Source organism: Methanocaldococcus sp. FS406-22 (assembly GCF_000025525.1).
Lineage (GTDB): Archaea > AGJL01 > Methanococci > Methanococcales > Methanocaldococcaceae > Methanocaldococcus.
This window is the reverse complement of the sequence record NC_013887.1, coordinates 807,604-822,755: the sequence shown is the minus strand read 5'-3', so window position 1 is coordinate 822,755 and position 15,152 is coordinate 807,604. Positions and strand designations below refer to the sequence as shown.

The 15,152-nt window shown below is 34.3% G+C and carries 15 protein-coding genes; 4 read left to right on the top strand and 11 right to left on the bottom strand.

Going from position 1 to position 15,152, the window contains the following annotated elements; all coding sequences use genetic code 11:
• Positions 1-10: 10 nt before the first annotated feature.
• From vhuA to MFS40622_RS04085, 4 genes are all read right to left on the bottom strand, one after another.
• On the bottom strand, positions 11-1,267 hold the full coding sequence (vhuA, locus tag MFS40622_RS04100) for a F420-non-reducing hydrogenase Vhu subunit A (RefSeq protein WP_012980416.1): 1,257 nt from the start codon (positions 1,265-1,267) through the stop codon (positions 11-13).
• A gap of 10 nt (positions 1,268-1,277) precedes the next feature.
• Positions 1,278-2,144: a F420-non-reducing hydrogenase subunit VhuG gene (gene vhuG / locus MFS40622_RS04095; RefSeq protein ID WP_369750817.1), complete on the bottom strand. Its 867-nt coding sequence runs from the start codon at positions 2,142-2,144 to the stop codon at positions 1,278-1,280.
• A gap of 113 nt (positions 2,145-2,257) precedes the next feature.
• The gene (vhuD, locus tag MFS40622_RS04090; protein ID WP_012980414.1) at positions 2,258-2,662 is read right to left on the bottom strand and encodes a F420-non-reducing hydrogenase iron-sulfur subunit VhuD; all 405 of its coding nucleotides are present in this window, start codon (positions 2,660-2,662) and stop codon (positions 2,258-2,260) included.
• Positions 2,663-2,840: 178 nt separating this feature from the next.
• The gene (locus MFS40622_RS04085; protein ID WP_012980413.1) at positions 2,841-4,814 is read right to left on the bottom strand and encodes a CoB--CoM heterodisulfide reductase iron-sulfur subunit A family protein; all 1,974 of its coding nucleotides are present in this window, start codon (positions 4,812-4,814) and stop codon (positions 2,841-2,843) included.
• Positions 4,815-5,285: 471 nt separating this feature from the next.
• Between MFS40622_RS04085 and MFS40622_RS09705 the strand changes: the two genes are divergently transcribed.
• Both MFS40622_RS09705 and MFS40622_RS09700 read left to right on the top strand, forming a co-directional pair.
• Positions 5,286-5,549, top strand: coding sequence for a DUF4013 domain-containing protein (locus MFS40622_RS09705; RefSeq protein ID WP_048197462.1), 264 nt, complete (start codon positions 5,286-5,288; stop codon positions 5,547-5,549).
• 14 nt (positions 5,550-5,563) lie between these two features.
• Entirely contained in the window at positions 5,564-5,761 is a 198-nt protein-coding gene (locus MFS40622_RS09700) for a hypothetical protein (RefSeq protein ID WP_232217828.1), read from the top strand.
• Between the two features lie 24 nt (positions 5,762-5,785).
• Here the strand turns inward: MFS40622_RS09700 and MFS40622_RS04075 are convergent, their stop codons facing one another.
• On the bottom strand, positions 5,786-6,691 hold the full coding sequence (locus tag MFS40622_RS04075) for an ADP-ribosylglycohydrolase family protein (protein WP_012980412.1): 906 nt from the start codon (positions 6,689-6,691) through the stop codon (positions 5,786-5,788).
• 79 nt (positions 6,692-6,770) lie between these two features.
• On the opposite strand from MFS40622_RS04075, the gene MFS40622_RS04070 reads away from it, so the two are divergent.
• Positions 6,771-7,580, top strand: coding sequence for a sugar phosphate isomerase/epimerase (locus tag MFS40622_RS04070; RefSeq protein ID WP_012980411.1), 810 nt, complete (start codon positions 6,771-6,773; stop codon positions 7,578-7,580).
• Here the strand turns inward: MFS40622_RS04070 and wtpA are convergent.
• The gene (gene wtpA, locus MFS40622_RS04065; RefSeq protein WP_012980410.1) at positions 7,577-8,650 is read right to left on the bottom strand and encodes a tungstate ABC transporter substrate-binding protein WtpA; all 1,074 of its coding nucleotides are present in this window, start codon (positions 8,648-8,650) and stop codon (positions 7,577-7,579) included. The two genes, MFS40622_RS04070 and wtpA, sit on opposite strands and share 4 nt — an antisense overlap.
• 149 nt (positions 8,651-8,799) lie before the next feature.
• Between wtpA and MFS40622_RS04060 the strand changes: the two genes are divergently transcribed.
• Positions 8,800-10,665: an aldehyde ferredoxin oxidoreductase N-terminal domain-containing protein gene (locus MFS40622_RS04060; protein ID WP_012980409.1), complete on the top strand. Its 1,866-nt coding sequence runs from the start codon at positions 8,800-8,802 to the stop codon at positions 10,663-10,665.
• Here the strand turns inward: MFS40622_RS04060 and ribC are convergent, their stop codons facing one another.
• The 5 genes from ribC to ribL all read right to left on the bottom strand — a co-directional run bounded on the left by ribC (position 10,666) and on the right by ribL (position 15,141).
• Positions 10,666-11,136 carry a riboflavin synthase gene (gene ribC / locus MFS40622_RS04055; RefSeq protein ID WP_012980408.1) on the bottom strand — a complete coding sequence of 157 codons (471 nt, stop codon included), beginning with the start codon at positions 11,134-11,136 and terminating at the stop codon, positions 10,666-10,668.
• Between the two features lie 12 nt (positions 11,137-11,148).
• Positions 11,149-11,619, bottom strand: a complete 471-nt coding sequence (locus MFS40622_RS04050; RefSeq protein WP_012980407.1) for a DUF2124 family protein — start codon at positions 11,617-11,619, stop codon at positions 11,149-11,151.
• Between the two features lie 12 nt (positions 11,620-11,631).
• The gene (locus MFS40622_RS04045; RefSeq protein WP_048197461.1) at positions 11,632-12,732 is read right to left on the bottom strand and encodes an FAD/NAD(P)-binding protein; all 1,101 of its coding nucleotides are present in this window, start codon (positions 12,730-12,732) and stop codon (positions 11,632-11,634) included.
• 308 nt (positions 12,733-13,040) lie between these two features.
• Positions 13,041-14,177 carry an ABC transporter substrate-binding protein gene (locus MFS40622_RS04040; protein WP_012980405.1) on the bottom strand — a complete coding sequence of 379 codons (1,137 nt, stop codon included), beginning with the start codon at positions 14,175-14,177 and terminating at the stop codon, positions 13,041-13,043.
• Between the two features lie 508 nt (positions 14,178-14,685).
• Complete coding sequence (gene ribL, locus MFS40622_RS04035) at positions 14,686-15,141, bottom strand: FAD synthase (RefSeq protein ID WP_012980404.1); 456 nt, start codon at positions 15,139-15,141, stop codon at positions 14,686-14,688.
• Positions 15,142-15,152 lie beyond the last annotated feature (11 nt).

Here is a 15,152-nt window from a genome sequence, read left to right as displayed (position 1 = left end):
AAAATTTAATTTATTTGAAGATTACTTGAGCTGCCTGTTGAATAGCTTTCTCCATTGTTGGGACGTTGTGAGTTGTTGCAACAATCATGTTGGCTTTAACAACAATTCCATTGTCGTCAGTTTCATAGTTGTGGATTAAAACACCTCTTGGAGCATAAACTACTCCAACACCGTTTCCAGCCTTTGGTTCAACATCTGCTTTTATATCATCTGATGTAATATCGTTGTCCTCTAACAGTATCTTTGCCTTTTCACATGCTTCAACTAACTCTATCAATCTTGCATGATTATAAGCTAGTGACTGATTAGCTGGGAATCCAAAGATATCAAAGAACTCCTTCCTATACTCTTCTGCTATTGGTGTCTCCATAGCATCACAGACATTTAACATAGCTAAAGGCCCAACTCTGTAGATACCATCTGGATATCCAGCCTTTTTATAGTATGGGTATTTGACGTAGTTGTGAGGAACAACGTGTTCTCCTATGTAATCCAAATACTCAGCTGGTTTGAAATCAACCTTCTCCTTTCCATCTGGTGATAAGAATCTTAAGGTATCATCGTAGAAGTTGTGTTTTCCATCTTTAACTAAACCCAAGTAATAGGTGTCTATAACTCCTAATGTCTTTATTTGTTCCATATATTGCTCATTTAATTGTTTTATTAATTCAACTCCATTTTTTGCATATTCTATCATTTGGTCAGCATCTTTCAATAACTCATCTCTTTCTTCTTCTGTTAATCTTTTTGCCTGCCCTCCTGGGATTCCAGTAACTGGGTGGATTGCCTTTCCTCCAACAGCCTCAACAATCTTTTGACCAAACTTTCTTAAGGCAATTGCCTGCTTAGCAACCTCTGGAGCTTTGTCTATAACTCCAACAATGTTTCTTATTGCCGGGTCTGCCTCTGGGCCGAGAACAAAGTCAGGTGCTGCTAAGAAGTAGAAGTGCAATGCATGACTATGAATCATGTTCCCAATATGCATTAACTCTCTTAATTTTTTAGCTGGTTCTGGAATTTCTACACCCCAAGCGGCATCAACTGCTTTAACACTCGCTAAGTGGTGAGCTGTTTGACAAATACCACAGATTCTTGGTACTATCCTTGGCACTTCCTCTGCTGGTCTCCCAATAACAAACTGCTCAAATCCTCTCAATGCAGTTATATGCAACTTAACATCTTTAGGCTTTCCATTTTCATCTAAGGTTATTGTAACCTTACCATGCCCTTCCAATCTTGATAGGGGCTCAATTACTATCTTCCCCATAAATTCACCCTTATTTTACTTTTCTATTAATTAAAGCATCTGGTAGTGTAAATCTGTTTAATAACGCTACTTTATCTGGAATCTCTAAAGCTGCCTCTCCAGCATTAGCTAATACGTTAGCAGCGTTAGCTCCCAAGTCTAATGATTTATCTGTCTTACCAAAGCATCCTCTACAAGGCACTCCTGCCCTTGGACATCTTGCTCCACATCCAGCTCTTGTAGCAAATCCTAAGCACACATAACCCTGCTCAAACAAACATCTCTCAGGGTCTGGTCTTCCCTCATAAGTCCTTTTAAACTTCTCTGGGAATACATTCTCTTTCTTTCTTGGGCATTCATCACATACAATCTTTTTTGGTAATTTTGACTCTTCTCCTTTTAACAATGCAACGATTGCATCAGCTATCATCTCTGGTGTTGGTGGGCATCCTGGGATTACATAATCTACTTTAACAACTGCACTTATTGGTTTAACATAATCTTCCAATGGAGGAATATCTTCAGAAGGAATTTCTCCTTTGTTATCAGTTGAGTCAGTTGAATAAACATAATTTAAAAGTTCTTCCTTTGTGTATAAGTTACCTAAACCTGGAATTCCTCCATAAGCAGCACAGGTTCCCCATGCAATGACAATCTTTGACTTTTCTCTTATCTCATGGATTAAATGCTCATCGTGCTCGTTCCTAATTCCCCCCTCAACTAAAAACACATCTATACCTTCTGGAATCTCCTTATGGTCTGCAATTAGGGGAGCAAAAACTATCTCTAAATTTGGTAGAATATCTAAAAGCTTCTCGTGTAGGTCGAGCAACGCTATATGACATCCAGAACAACTGCACAACTGTATCATTCCTACCTTAACTGCCAAGGTAATCACCCTAAAAAGTTATAATCCAATTCCCCAAGCCGGAGAACCCCTCACATAGGGGCGGTTGTTCTCTCGGTCCCTTAACGGGTTCCCGAGAGAACTCATCCCTTTAATCTCCGGCTTTACTTAGCTTTGAGAGGGTTAGGTCCGAGTTTTTCAATTCTTGCAGTCATTTCATTAACGGCGGAGACGAACTTGTCTGCCTCAGCGGCAGACATGAAGAACATTTCTATCCTGTCTCCGCCGATTCCTAATTCATCCAACAATTGTTTAGCGAACCTAACCCTCTCCTCAGCCTTTAAGTTACCTGTTTCGTAAACACACTCCCCTTTCTTTCACCCTACAACCATAACCGCGTCGGCTCCCTTTTGGAAAGCTCTTAAAGCGTAGGTGATATCGAATTTACCGGTACAAGGGAGCCTTACGATTCTTACGGTTGCAGGGTATTGCATTCTACTGGTTCCTGCTAAATCAGCTGCCCCATATCCTCACTGATAGCAACAAAATGTAATTATTACTGGATCCATAACTAACCCCTCAATTATTGTTATATTATACAACGATAAGATGATAGGAATTAGATTCAATTGATAGAAGCACTTGCAACATCAGCACCACCCTGGCATAATCCTTCGGGTGATGCCTCATCTGGTCTTATCTGTCCTAATGTTGAATTCGTAATTTATGACATAATTTAATAGTTTATTAGCTCTCTAACTTTTGATGAGCTTCTAATACTCCATCAATGAATGAGATTATCTGCTCATCTCTGTAGTATCTTAACTGCATTGCTCCACTTGGACATGCTCCAGCACATGCTCCACATCCCTTACAAGCAACGTCATTAACTTGAGCTACTAAATGTCCATCTTTCTCTACATAGGTTATAGCGTTGTATGGGCACATCTTAGCACAAACTTGGCAACCTCCACATACATCCTCATCAACAACTGCTCTTATCATCTCAATTTTGAATTGTCCCTGTGCCATCGGTATTGAAACAGCACTTGCAGCCCCTTTAGCCTGAGCTACTGTATCTGGGATATCTTTTGGCCCTTGAGCTACCCCAGCAATTGCTATACCATCAACTTTTGTATTAACTGGAGCTAACTTTGGATGTAATTCTTTGAAGAATCCATCTGGACTTAATTCTAAACCAAGCATCTTAGCTAATTTTGGATTGTCTGGTCTTGGTGATAAACCAGCAGACAATACAACTAAATCTGCTTCAATCTCTACGATTTCTCCTAATAATGTATCTTCTACTCTAACAATTAAGTTCTTTGTCTCTGGGTCTTCCATTATACAGGCTGGTCTTCCTCTAATGAATTTAACTCCAAACTGCTCTTGAGCTCTTCTGTAGTATTCTTCATAACCTTTACCAAACGCTCTGATATCCATGTAACAGATATAAACTTCTGTACTTGGGTCGTGTTGTTTTATAAGCTGAGCGTTCTTTAAAGCAAACATACAACAGATTCTTGAACAGTATGGTTTTCCAACTTTTGCATCCCTTGAACCAACACACTGGATAAATACAACTCTATGTGGATGCTTTCCATCACTTGGCCTTATTTCATGTCCTCCTGTTGGTCCTGCTGGGTTAATCATTCTTTCTAATTCTAAGGTTGTTATGACGTTATCATAGACTCCGTAACCATACTCTTCTTTTAGTGTACAGTCAAATTCGTCATAACCAACTGCACAGATGATTGTCCCAACCTTTAACTTAATCTCCTCTGGTTTTTGATCATACTTTATAGCTCCTGGACCACAAGCTTTTTCACATAACCCACATCTTATACAGTGATCCATATCAATTGTATATACTAAAGGAACTGCCTGTGCGAATGGAACATAGATAGCTTTTCTTGTTCCTAAACCTAAGTCAAACTCGTTTGGCACTTCTATTGGACATACTGCGGCACAAGCCCCACATCCTGTACAGATATTTTCATCAACGTATCTTGGTTTCTTTTCAATTGTAACTTCGAAGTTTCCAATGTATCCTTCAACATTTTTAACTTCAGCATAGGTAATGAGTTCAACATTGGGGTGGTTTGCAACGCTAACCATCTTTGGGGCCAAAATTCACAGCGCACAGTCATCAGTTGGGAATGTCTTAGCAAGCTGAGCCATCCTACCTCCAATTGATGGCTCTTTTTCAGCTAAATATACTTTATACCCTTGGTCTCCTAAGTCAAGGGCTGCCTGAATTCCAGCAATACCTCCTCCAATGATTAGGCAAGATTTATCAACGTCTACAACTTTTTGTGGAACATCTTCTAATCTCTTAGCTCTTTCAACAGCACCTGCAACTAACTCCATTGCTTTTTTAGTTGCTTTTTCTGGTTCATGCATGTGGACAAATGAACAATGCTCTCTGATATTAACAAACTCCAAGTAATATGGAGATAAACCTGCTTCTTTTATACAATTTCTAAAAGTAGGTTCGTGAATTTTTGGTGTACATGCAGCAACAACAACTCTATCGAGGTTGTATTCCTTTATTGCCTCTTTAATCAAGTTTTGTCCTGGGTCAGCACACATAAAAGGATATGTCTTAGCTACAACCACGCCATCTAATTTTTCAGCAAAATCTCTTACTGCTTCACAATCAACAACACCGTTGATGTTCGCTCCACAGTAACAGACAAATACCCCAACTCTTGGGGACATAGATTCACCTCCAAGAATAGAAATCACAATCAATTAATTAGGTAGATAACTATAAAAATATATATTCTTAAACTGCCTAATGGAAGTTATTAAATAATCTAATAGTTCTATTTAATTTAAGAATATTTTAATATAATTAAAGTTTTTTGTATCGAAAAGTTTATATAGGTAAAGTTTGTAATAACAAGTTGGCGCGGGTGGGATAGTGGTGAGCCCCCCACCTCACCGCTGATAACCCGCGCCATAAGGGGCCGGCTCCAGTGGATTAACAAAATTTACAGTTAAACACCCCTCCCCCACACATATTTTTTATTTACTATATTTATTGATATATTTAAATATATGTATGTAATAATGTGTCCATAAGATTTAAATAAACTAAAATAACAATATAATAATTACAAAATTAAATATATTATAATAATATTCCAAATATTCCAAAATAAATACTGTCAAAAACTGAGGGTTAGAATGGGAAAATTTGAGGAGTATGTAACCAACTCTTTAACGTTATCGTCTTTATTAGTCATTGGAGGTTTTGGATTTTTAATTGCGTTAATTATAAGTTTTATAGTTGATGGCTACTATGTTAGAGTAATGAAAACAACTGTTGAAAATTATGATATCCTCCCTGACTGGGACAATGTTGCTGATTTACTTAAAAGAGGTTTTTTATATTGGATTGGAGTTGTTATACTCTTAATAATCTTTATGATTGTACCAATATTGTTATAGTAATAAGTTTTATTGTGCAACTTCCATTTATTTTAATAAAATACCTTGTCGGATGTTTAAATTCAGCACCTTTGGGTTCTCCTACTCTTTCTTCTTCACAGCTAATAATTGAAATAATATCAACAGTAGTTTCTGCCTTTGTTGGATTTTACACAGCAGTATTTTCAAAAAGGCAGTTGTATTATATTACAAGGATAGAGTTGAAGAGCTAAAAAATAGAAACTAAAAATTAAAAATTATTTAGAAATCAGATAATACAATTTCTCAGCAAGTTCAAAAATAACTTCTTTATTTTTTAAACCTTCAATCCATTCTTTTGGAATGCTTTTAAAACCATAATAAGCTCCAGCCATAGCTCCATACATAGAGGCTAAGCTATCAGTATCTCCTCCAGCATTTATGCATTTTAACATACCTTCTTTGAAGTTGTCTGTTAATAAATAGGTTGCTATAGCTGAAGGAACTACTTCTTCGGTTTTTACACCGGTTCCAAAGTAGTTGTGTGCTTTATCTATATCTCTAAAGTTTTTAATCTCTAATAGTTTTTTAGCAAACTCTTCATCTATGTCTTTTATGTAGTTGTAGCATTCATCTAATAAGTTGAAGTCTTTTTTGTCCTTTAATGCTCTACTAACAAAGAATGCTATAGCTAAAGCTCCAGCAATTGCTGTTTTGTTGTTGTGAGTTATTTTTGATGCCTTTATAACCTCTTCTTTTAGTTTGTTTAGGTTGTTGTAAAAAACAATTCCTAATGGATAGATTCTCATCGCCGCTCCACAACTACTGCTATCAACTCCAGAGTAATCATTTTTCATGAGCTTTTCAATAGCCATTAATGAAGTTAAACCAATATCTGGAGGATTTTTGTTTCTCCATGCTATTAAGCACTTTGCAAATTTTTTTATATCAACGCCTTCTTTTGTTAAGCTTTTTATTAGGCAGATAGCTTGTTCAGTGTCATCTGTCCATTCTCCTTTGTTTAATTTTCCAGATAGGTAGTTTTTTGGCTCAACGTAGTTATCTACAAATCCATACAGCTTTTTTATCTCTTCCTTTGTTAGATTTTCAGTTGGCATACCTAAGGCATCTCCAATAACTGCCCCAAAGACAGAGCCAAAGATTTTATCTTTTATATTTGCCATAAATTCATCACCAGCCAAAGCATTAAATATTTTTTAAAAGATAATAAAGTATTTAAAAAATTAATGTAATGGTGGCATGATGAAAATAGGAGTCTCAACGTTATTTTTTTGGGAGTATCCAATGGTTGAGATTTTTGATATATTTCGGGATATTGGGATTAAATGCATGGAATTTTTTCCTGAAAATCCTGATTTTTGGGATAATAGGTTTGATTTGGATTATATTGCCGATTTAAGAAAAGAATTCTTAAAATTTGATGTTGCTTTACATAATCCCCATATTGAGCTAAACCCTTCATCAATAAACCCATATATCAGAGAGGCAGTTATAAAAGAGACGCTTTGGAGCATTGAGCTGGCTAAATTTTATAGATGTAAGTTAATAACCATACACCCGGGAAAAAGACCAACAAATAGGCCGCCAACAGATGAAGAGTATGAGGCATTTTTTAAATATTTGGATAAAACATTAGAGGTAGCTATTAATAAAAATATAACAATCTGTCTGGAAAATATGCCAGAAAGAATTAATAGAATTGGCTGGAATCCAGAAGAGATGGAATGGATTCTAAAAAAATACGATGGATTGTTATATATGACTTTGGATTTTGCACATGCTAAAGAACATATGGAAGAGTTTTTTGAGAGGGTTATTGATTATATAAAGCACACCCATATATCTGGAGTTGTTAATAGAAAAGACCACTTTCCACTAAGAAAATCAGAAATTGACTTCACTCCATATATAAAGGCTCTTTTAGATTATGGATACGATGGAATGTTTAACTTAGAGCTTGATGATAGGAGATTGGGAAAAAATCCAGTAACAAAAGAAGAGAAAATAGAAGAAATAATAAAAGATATCGAATTCTTAGAGAGCATTATTTAGTTGTTTTCTATTTTAACTAAATCCTTTAACTCTTCTGGAACATTTCCTTTAGCAACTGCTGGACTTATTGCTGGCTGTCCGTTATTTTCTAAAACTTCTGGATGTTCTAAGACAAACTTAACAAACTCTATAGCCTCTTTTTTATGTGGAGCATTTGTTGGAACTGTCATACCATAAACAATCGGTTTTGCAGTTATTGTTTTATTCTTTGCTATAATTTTTAAAGCTACTTTTTTGTAAGTGTCAGCATATTCGTAGTATCCTAAATTAATTTCCTTTGGAAGTTCAATATACTTTAAGTGGTGTTGATTTGCAACACTCTTGTAGATAAATAGGTAGTCAAATGCTCCAGCCTCTAATGGAGCCAATAAGTCTGTCTCTTTACTTCTAACAAACAATTTATTTGTATCTACTTCTAAATCCTTAGGTACTAATATTAAATAAGTCCCATTATTCTCTTCAACTTTTATGTTTGAATGCTTTAAAACCAGCTCATCATAGATTGTTGGGTCTTTGTAGTAGAGTTCTGCCAACTGTAGGACCATTTGGGTTCTATAACCGCATGGATCATCGTTAGGATTTGAAAAACCTATTTTAACGTCAGGTCTTTCTAATATCTTATACCAGTTTTTTGAGTTTATTTCATTGCTGTATTTACTCTCATTTGTATAAGCTAAAACAATCTCATTCCTTGCAAACATAACATACCAATTAGCATACTTAGGCATCATCATCTGAGGAATTAGGGAATAATCTGCTAAAGCTAAGACATCTGCTCTTTCTCCTAAATCTATTACTTTTCTTACACAGAGAACACTTCCAGCTGGCTCTCTTTCAACATCAATGTTTGGATGCTCTTTTTCAAACATCTTTTCATACTCTGCAAATGGAACAGATAAACTTCCAGCATGGAATATCTTTAAAACTATTTTCTCTTGTGATTGAGTTTGAGGTTTAGTTTCTTCTCCAGCTTTTTCTTCAACCTTTTGCTGTTCCATACATCCACATAGGGCAGTCCCCGCTATTACTAATATTGAAAATATTGAGATTGCTATTAATTTTTTTATCATGCCTTTTCACCTTCCTTAATAGTTTTCCAAAAGTAAAGATAACTAATTTCTTATTTAAATATTGTGTTTATCACTTTTAATTAACAAAACCTATAAAATACTAAGAATCCAAAAATAAAAATAAATCATAAAATCGAGGGTTTGATACTATGAAAAATGTTCTAATAAATGCTTCAACAAAGAAGTTTGAAATCATTGAGAAAACTATTTTACCAATAACTTGGGGACTTTACTGGCATAATAAATTTGAAACTTGGAAGTATGACATCTATGATGAAAAAAACGTTTTTTGTTTTGGTAGAGGAGTTTTGCCAGTTATAGGGGGGCATAGGTTGATATTTTCCTTTAGATCTCCTCTTTGGGATGGTTTTTATTTCTCATCCATGGGAGGGGCTGGCTATCAATTCAAAAGTACTGGGTTAAATAATGTAGCAATCATTGGAAAGTGTGAGAAGCCATCTATATTGGTTATTGAGAATGAAGGACAGCTAAGAATAGATTTTATTGAAGTTAAAGAAAATCTTAAGACGGTATATGAAGTTAGTAACTATATCCTTGAACTCTACAAAGATAAAAATTTGAGGAGTGTAGTTGTTGGTGAAGCTGCAAAGAGAACAAATATGGGGGGACTTTTCTCTCAAACAGTTAGAAATGGCAAATTTGTTGAAGGCTCAGAAGATTGGGCAGCAAGAGGGGGAGGAGGTTCTGTTCTTTATAGAGCTCACAATATAATGGGCATAGCATTCTTTGGAGATGAGAAAGAAGATAAAGAGGAAAAAGAGAAAGCTAAGAAAATTATTGAAAATTATTATAAAAAACCAATGAGTAAGGTTGTTTTAGAACACACAAAAAAGTATAGATATGATGAAGATACAAAAACTGGAGGAACGTTTGGAAACAACTGGCTTTTGTATAAAGAGAAAGTTCCAATATTTAATTGGAGAATGCCATATATTGATATAGAGGATAGAAAAAAGATTTTAGATAAGATACTTAAATTTTATCTTGAAACTTTTAATAAAGAAACAATAGAGCCAAAAAAATGGGTAAACTGTGGAGAGCCATGCCCTGTTTTATGCAAAAAGTATAGAAATAAAAACAAAGTTGATTATGAACCGTATGCATCAAATGGAACTTTATTGGGAATTTTTGATTTGTATGAGGCAGATAGGGTTGTTAAAACAGCAGATGCACTTGGATTTGATGCAATAGAGATAGGTAATTTGACTGCCTGGGTTTTTGAGCTATTAGATGTTGGCTTGTTGAAAGAGGAGGAGCTAAATATAAAAAAGCCAATATTTGACTATAAAAGGGTTATAGAAGGAGATGATGAAGAGATTAAAGAGATATCCAAGCATAATACTGAACAAGCTATAAAATTTATGCATAACTTGGTAGAGAATTCAAATGAGATATATAAAATTTTATCCTTGGGTAAAAGGAAGGCATCAAAAATACTGAATGAGAGATTTAAGAGTAGAGTTAATAAGATTGGCAAGAATTTTAATGACCTTGCCGTCTATGTTCCATTTGGTGATTGGGGAGAAATTGGACCAAATCTCTATTGGACTCCGGGGTTTTTTATGCCGTTTGTGATTCAGGGGAGGTACTTAACCTACTACAAACCGGAGTTTAATGGGCCAGAGAGGTTAGCTGAGTTGGTTGTAGAGAGTATAAAGTTAGAGTTGCCAATAGAAAATCTCGGAATCTGTAGATTCCATAGAAAGTGGTTAAAGCCAGTATTAAATGATTTAGCTAAAGAATTTTTAGGTATAGAAAATGTTGTTGAAGATTCAATAAGACTCTACAGAGATATCTGCAATTATAATAAAAAGCTTGGATATCCACCAAAAGTTGAAAGTGAAAGAGTTAGGGATTTAATTATTGCCTTAGCAAAAGAGTTTGGTAATGAAGAATGGGTCAAAAAGCTTGAAAATGGAGATGTGAATGAGTATATAAGAAGAGTTTTGGATAGATATTCTGAACTCTTAGGTATCGATTGGAGAATCAACTAATTACTCTCTTGCAGGCCCGGCATCTTCAAAGCCCTGTCTCAATCCTTTACCAGCCATTTTTGTTAAATACTCTGGTTTAAATAATAAATAATAGACATTTTCAGCATGTTCTTCAGCCCTTCTTTTAGCCAACCAATCCAACTCTTTATCATCCTTTGCCTCGTCCTCATGGACAAATACTTCAATTATATGCTTATTTGTCATTAATTGGGCTAACATTAAGCCAAGAGACGCTTCATGAGCACAAACCTTATCTTTCTCTGCCTTTCCTGGCATTCCTAAAGCCATAACTATGTCACAGCCCTCTTCTTCTAATAGCTTTTTACACGCTACAGGTAAATCCTTTATTCCAGGGACAGTCCTTCTGATGATTTTAATGTTTGGAGAAAGCTCTTTTAACTTTTTTATAGCTGCAGAGGCCATATCCACTCTCGCAAATGTCGTATCTACAATCCCCACTTTTTTCGTCAAATTTTCACCTTCTTAATCTCTGCCATAAATATTTATTTTAATAAAGCCATCTATTAGGTAGTCAAAATCAATTTCTTTATCCCATCCAGCCTTTTGGAAAATGCTCATAAAACAAACTCCAATAACTTTTTTAGGAGATAGTTTTTTTATTAATTCTTTGATTTTATCTATCTCAACTCCATACTTTGGCATTGCTAAACCACCAAACAAAACAACGGCATCTACTTTATCTAAGCTTTTAAAATCTTCCATCTGCATGCCTACATCTTTAATAACAAGTTTTTTAACCTTATCTAAGTTTCCATCCGGAATAAAGTAACATTCTTTATCTCTTATCGCATAGCCAAATAATTCAGCAAAAGGCTGACAAACTCCAATAGAACCAACAAATGCAACTCTCTCTATATCCTTATCTACCAAAGACCTAAACTCCCTTAGCATTGGAGAAAGTCCATTCTCTTCTTTTAATAGCTTTAATGCCATAATATCACCCAATTAGTAGAGAGATTTAAGGATAATTTTAATAGATTCATGAACTGGTATATTATAGTAATCCTTTAGTAATTTTGTAACCCTTAACACATTAAAATTTCTCACAGCTTTCTTTTCTTTATCTAATTCAGCAAATTTTTTTGGTATGTAGTCTTTATATTTTAACACAGCTTCATCTAAGTCGTATTTACTTATAAATCTTGATAAGATGTAGGCAGATGTGATTGCATAAATATTTCCATGACCTAAGGGTGTTGTTAAGCCTATACTTTCCCCTACACCTGCGACACACCTCTTTTCATACACTCCTCCTATAAAACTCTTAGAAATTAAATTTCCATTTATTTTTGATGTACATCCACAAACTCTAACATAATCACTATTAAACATTTTTTTGGTGTATTTTGTTAAGTATGTCCATAGTGTATGGTCATTTTTATAATAGGCACATCCAACATGATATAGTCCGTTATCTATAGGGGTTGTCCAAGTATAACCAATCATTGGTTTTCCTTTATGTATTTTTATTTCATCAATAAACAATTTATCTAACTCTTCTGAAGATTCCTCATTTTCACAGGCTATTAAGAATTGACATGTTTTAATATCATTTTTGTATTTATCATACACACTACCTAATTGAAGTACTTTAGCACATCCAGAAGCATCGACAACCAAATCATAAAATTTAGTTTCAGCCTCAGTGCCAAATTCTCTCACTATAACTCCTGTATCAATAACTTTTGTTGTATATCTCCTTATAACAGGATTAAATTCCCTATTCGTAACCACGGTTCTTGGCACTAAATCTTCAATTAGTTTGGATTTATTTATAATATAAATTTTTTTGTTGGAGTAATAGTTATCTCCACCAATATTTACCTCCTTCATCTCTTTAATTATATAATCTTTAATATCTATATTCACCGTTCTTAAAACCTTTTTTACTGTTAAAATCTCATTTTTACTGGAGAATATAAAATTCATACTTTTGCAACCTCTAACTAATACATGGTCATAAATATTTATGTAAAAACCATGTTCTGAAAGTAGTCTATACAATACAGACCCTGACAATCCAGCTCCAATAATACATACTTGCATAATAACACCCATTATATCAATACAACAGACATTTAAAACTAAAATTTCATATATTTTGTTATATGACTGAAAATAAGTCATCCCAAGATTAATATACAGATTGATATCAAAATAACAAATAGGCATATTTATAAATTTCTATGAAAATATTTATAACTCCAGGGCAATAAAATATTATGATGTGCATAAATATTTGCACTAAAATAAGAAACCACAAAAATAATCAAAAATAGAAAAAACTCTATTTTAAATTTTAATTTTAACAAGAATATATCATCAAAATTAAAAAATAGAAAAAGCAGAAAGAGTTAATTCTTTATTATCTCATTATATGTTTGTAAGTCAAATATTAAGTTCTTAGCGTCTTCTGATGACACATCTTTTAACTTTCCATTTATTAATCCTTGGAGTTTCATAGCTTCAACGAATTTTATAACTTGAGGTATTATTGGTTCTAATCTATAATCAAACTTTATATGTTCAATTGAATCTTTCTCAATTGCTTCATCAGTTCCAAGCCATTTAACTGATGATTTAACAGCCAATTCTTTATTTTTGTTGATTTCATCTGTTGCATCTTTTAAGAGTTTTGCAAATGTTATAACTGCTTCTCTCTTATTCTTTAAAGCATTTTCAGATGCGGCTAAACAACAGCATGGGTGGTCTGTCCATTTTCCTCCTGTAGCACTTGGTAAATCACCACTATAAATAATAACTTTTCCAATATTTTCACTCTTTATGATTTCAGGTGTTGGTTCCCATGCAATAACTGCATCTAACTGCTTTTGAGCTAACATTTGAGGCATTGTCTTTTGCCCTTTGCAGTTTATTAATAGAACCATAGCACTCTTATCGTTAGAGTCTTCAGTATATGTTATGTTCTCAGCTTTTAAAGCATCTCTAATCATAACATATTGAATTGAAGTTGGCAGTGGATATCCTATCTTAACTTGTTTTCCTTCTTTATGCTGTTCTTTTATCCAATTAATAAACTCTTTCCAGTTGTTTGCTGGAATATCCTTTCTAACAACTACTGCAGACCCCTCTGTATGCAAGTTCATTATAATCTTGGCGTCAGTCCCTTTATCAATATAGAATATTACTGGTGGAATTCCAACTAAAGCTACATCAACTTTCCCCTGACTCATCAAATTCATTATATCTGCTCCACCAGTACTAATTAACACAAGCTTTACATTTGCTATTTTTTTATCTCCTTTATACAGCTCATATTCCTCTTTATCTTTAACTGCTTTTAAGTATATTCCATACTTATCTTTAAACAAATCTGGGTTGTCACATGCAACAAATAGTGCTGCATGGTGGTCTGTTGGCAAATATGCAACTGTCAAAGTTGGGACTTCTGAAGTTTCGTTTTGGACACATCCAGCCAATAGCACTAAAGATGAGACCAGCAGAGCCACTAACATATAAACCTTTTTCATTATATCACCTCAAATTATGAACATAAGAAAATTTTAAACGAATAATATATAAAATTTTTTATTTTTTTGAAGATAGTTTATCTTATAAGAAAATCGTGATAGGATAAGAAATTAACAGGGCATCTTTATTCAATAAAAATTTTTACCATTAATAATCTTCGCTAAGAAAGCACAACCTTTTAGGGCAGTGATGAATTAGAGGGTGGTGGAGCAAGCATAATTTTTATATATTCGAAATTAGAATCTAACTATTGTCCCCAGTCCACGTTATTATGGGTGGGATTCAGGCGAAATCAAAGATTTCGCTACCTGAAGCAGAAACTTCAGTCTCGAAAATCCCACCGCTGGGGATGTATGTTGGGAAAGGGTAGCCCCAAGTCCCGTAAGGGATAGGGGTAGTGGCTTTGGCGGAGCCAGGGAGGGTGAGCTTAGGCTCTGCTCTCCCGAAACTTCGCCCTTTAGGGCGAAGAGCCGTCATTCTTGCGAAAGGTCATATAAAAAGAGTTATTTAAATTTTAATTTCTTTACTGCAAAATCTCCTAATTATCTCTTTTACTATATCAAAAGAACTATGAAATGGGCATTTTTTATATCCTCTAAATCTAACAATCTCAGGATATAAATTATATTTAGCAAGTTCTTGTTTTAATGTTTCCTCATCAAATGTCGTTTGGTCAGGACCGAGAACAATGATGTCTGGCTTCAACTTTAGTATTGGCTCTAATTTATTTTTTAAACTTCCCAACACTGCTTTGTCAACTGGTTTTAACGCTTCAACCATTTCTCTTCTCTGTTCTTCAGGGATTATTGGTTTTCTGCCTTTTAATTTCTTTACAGTTTCGTCTCTTGCAACAATGACTATTAACTCATCTCCCAAACTCTTAGCAAATTTTAATATCTCATAATGTCCGGGGTGAAGAATATCAAATGTTCCTGCAGTTACTACTATCTTTTTCTTTTCCATATTCTACCTCT

Excerpts from the sequence above, each read along its gene's own strand:
- vhuA (WP_012980416.1), bottom strand. The coding sequence starts at position 1,267 with ATGGGGAAGATAGTAATTGAGCCCCTATCAAGATTGGAAGGGCATGGT.
- MFS40622_RS09705 (WP_048197462.1), top strand. The coding sequence starts at position 5,286 with ATGGGAAAATTTGAGGAGTATGTAACCAACTCTTTAACGTTATCGTCT.
- MFS40622_RS04075 (WP_012980412.1), bottom strand. The coding sequence starts at position 6,691 with ATGGCAAATATAAAAGATAAAATCTTTGGCTCTGTCTTTGGGGCAGTT.
- MFS40622_RS04070 (WP_012980411.1), top strand. The coding sequence starts at position 6,771 with ATGAAAATAGGAGTCTCAACGTTATTTTTTTGGGAGTATCCAATGGTT.
- wtpA (WP_012980410.1), bottom strand. The coding sequence starts at position 8,650 with ATGATAAAAAAATTAATAGCAATCTCAATATTTTCAATATTAGTAATA.
- MFS40622_RS04060 (WP_012980409.1), top strand. The coding sequence starts at position 8,800 with ATGAAAAATGTTCTAATAAATGCTTCAACAAAGAAGTTTGAAATCATT.
- MFS40622_RS04050 (WP_012980407.1), bottom strand. The coding sequence starts at position 11,619 with ATGGCATTAAAGCTATTAAAAGAAGAGAATGGACTTTCTCCAATGCTA.
- MFS40622_RS04045 (WP_048197461.1), bottom strand. The coding sequence starts at position 12,732 with ATGCAAGTATGTATTATTGGAGCTGGATTGTCAGGGTCTGTATTGTAT.
- MFS40622_RS04040 (WP_012980405.1), bottom strand. The coding sequence starts at position 14,177 with ATGAAAAAGGTTTATATGTTAGTGGCTCTGCTGGTCTCATCTTTAGTG.
- ribL (WP_012980404.1), bottom strand. The coding sequence starts at position 15,141 with ATGGAAAAGAAAAAGATAGTAGTAACTGCAGGAACATTTGATATTCTT.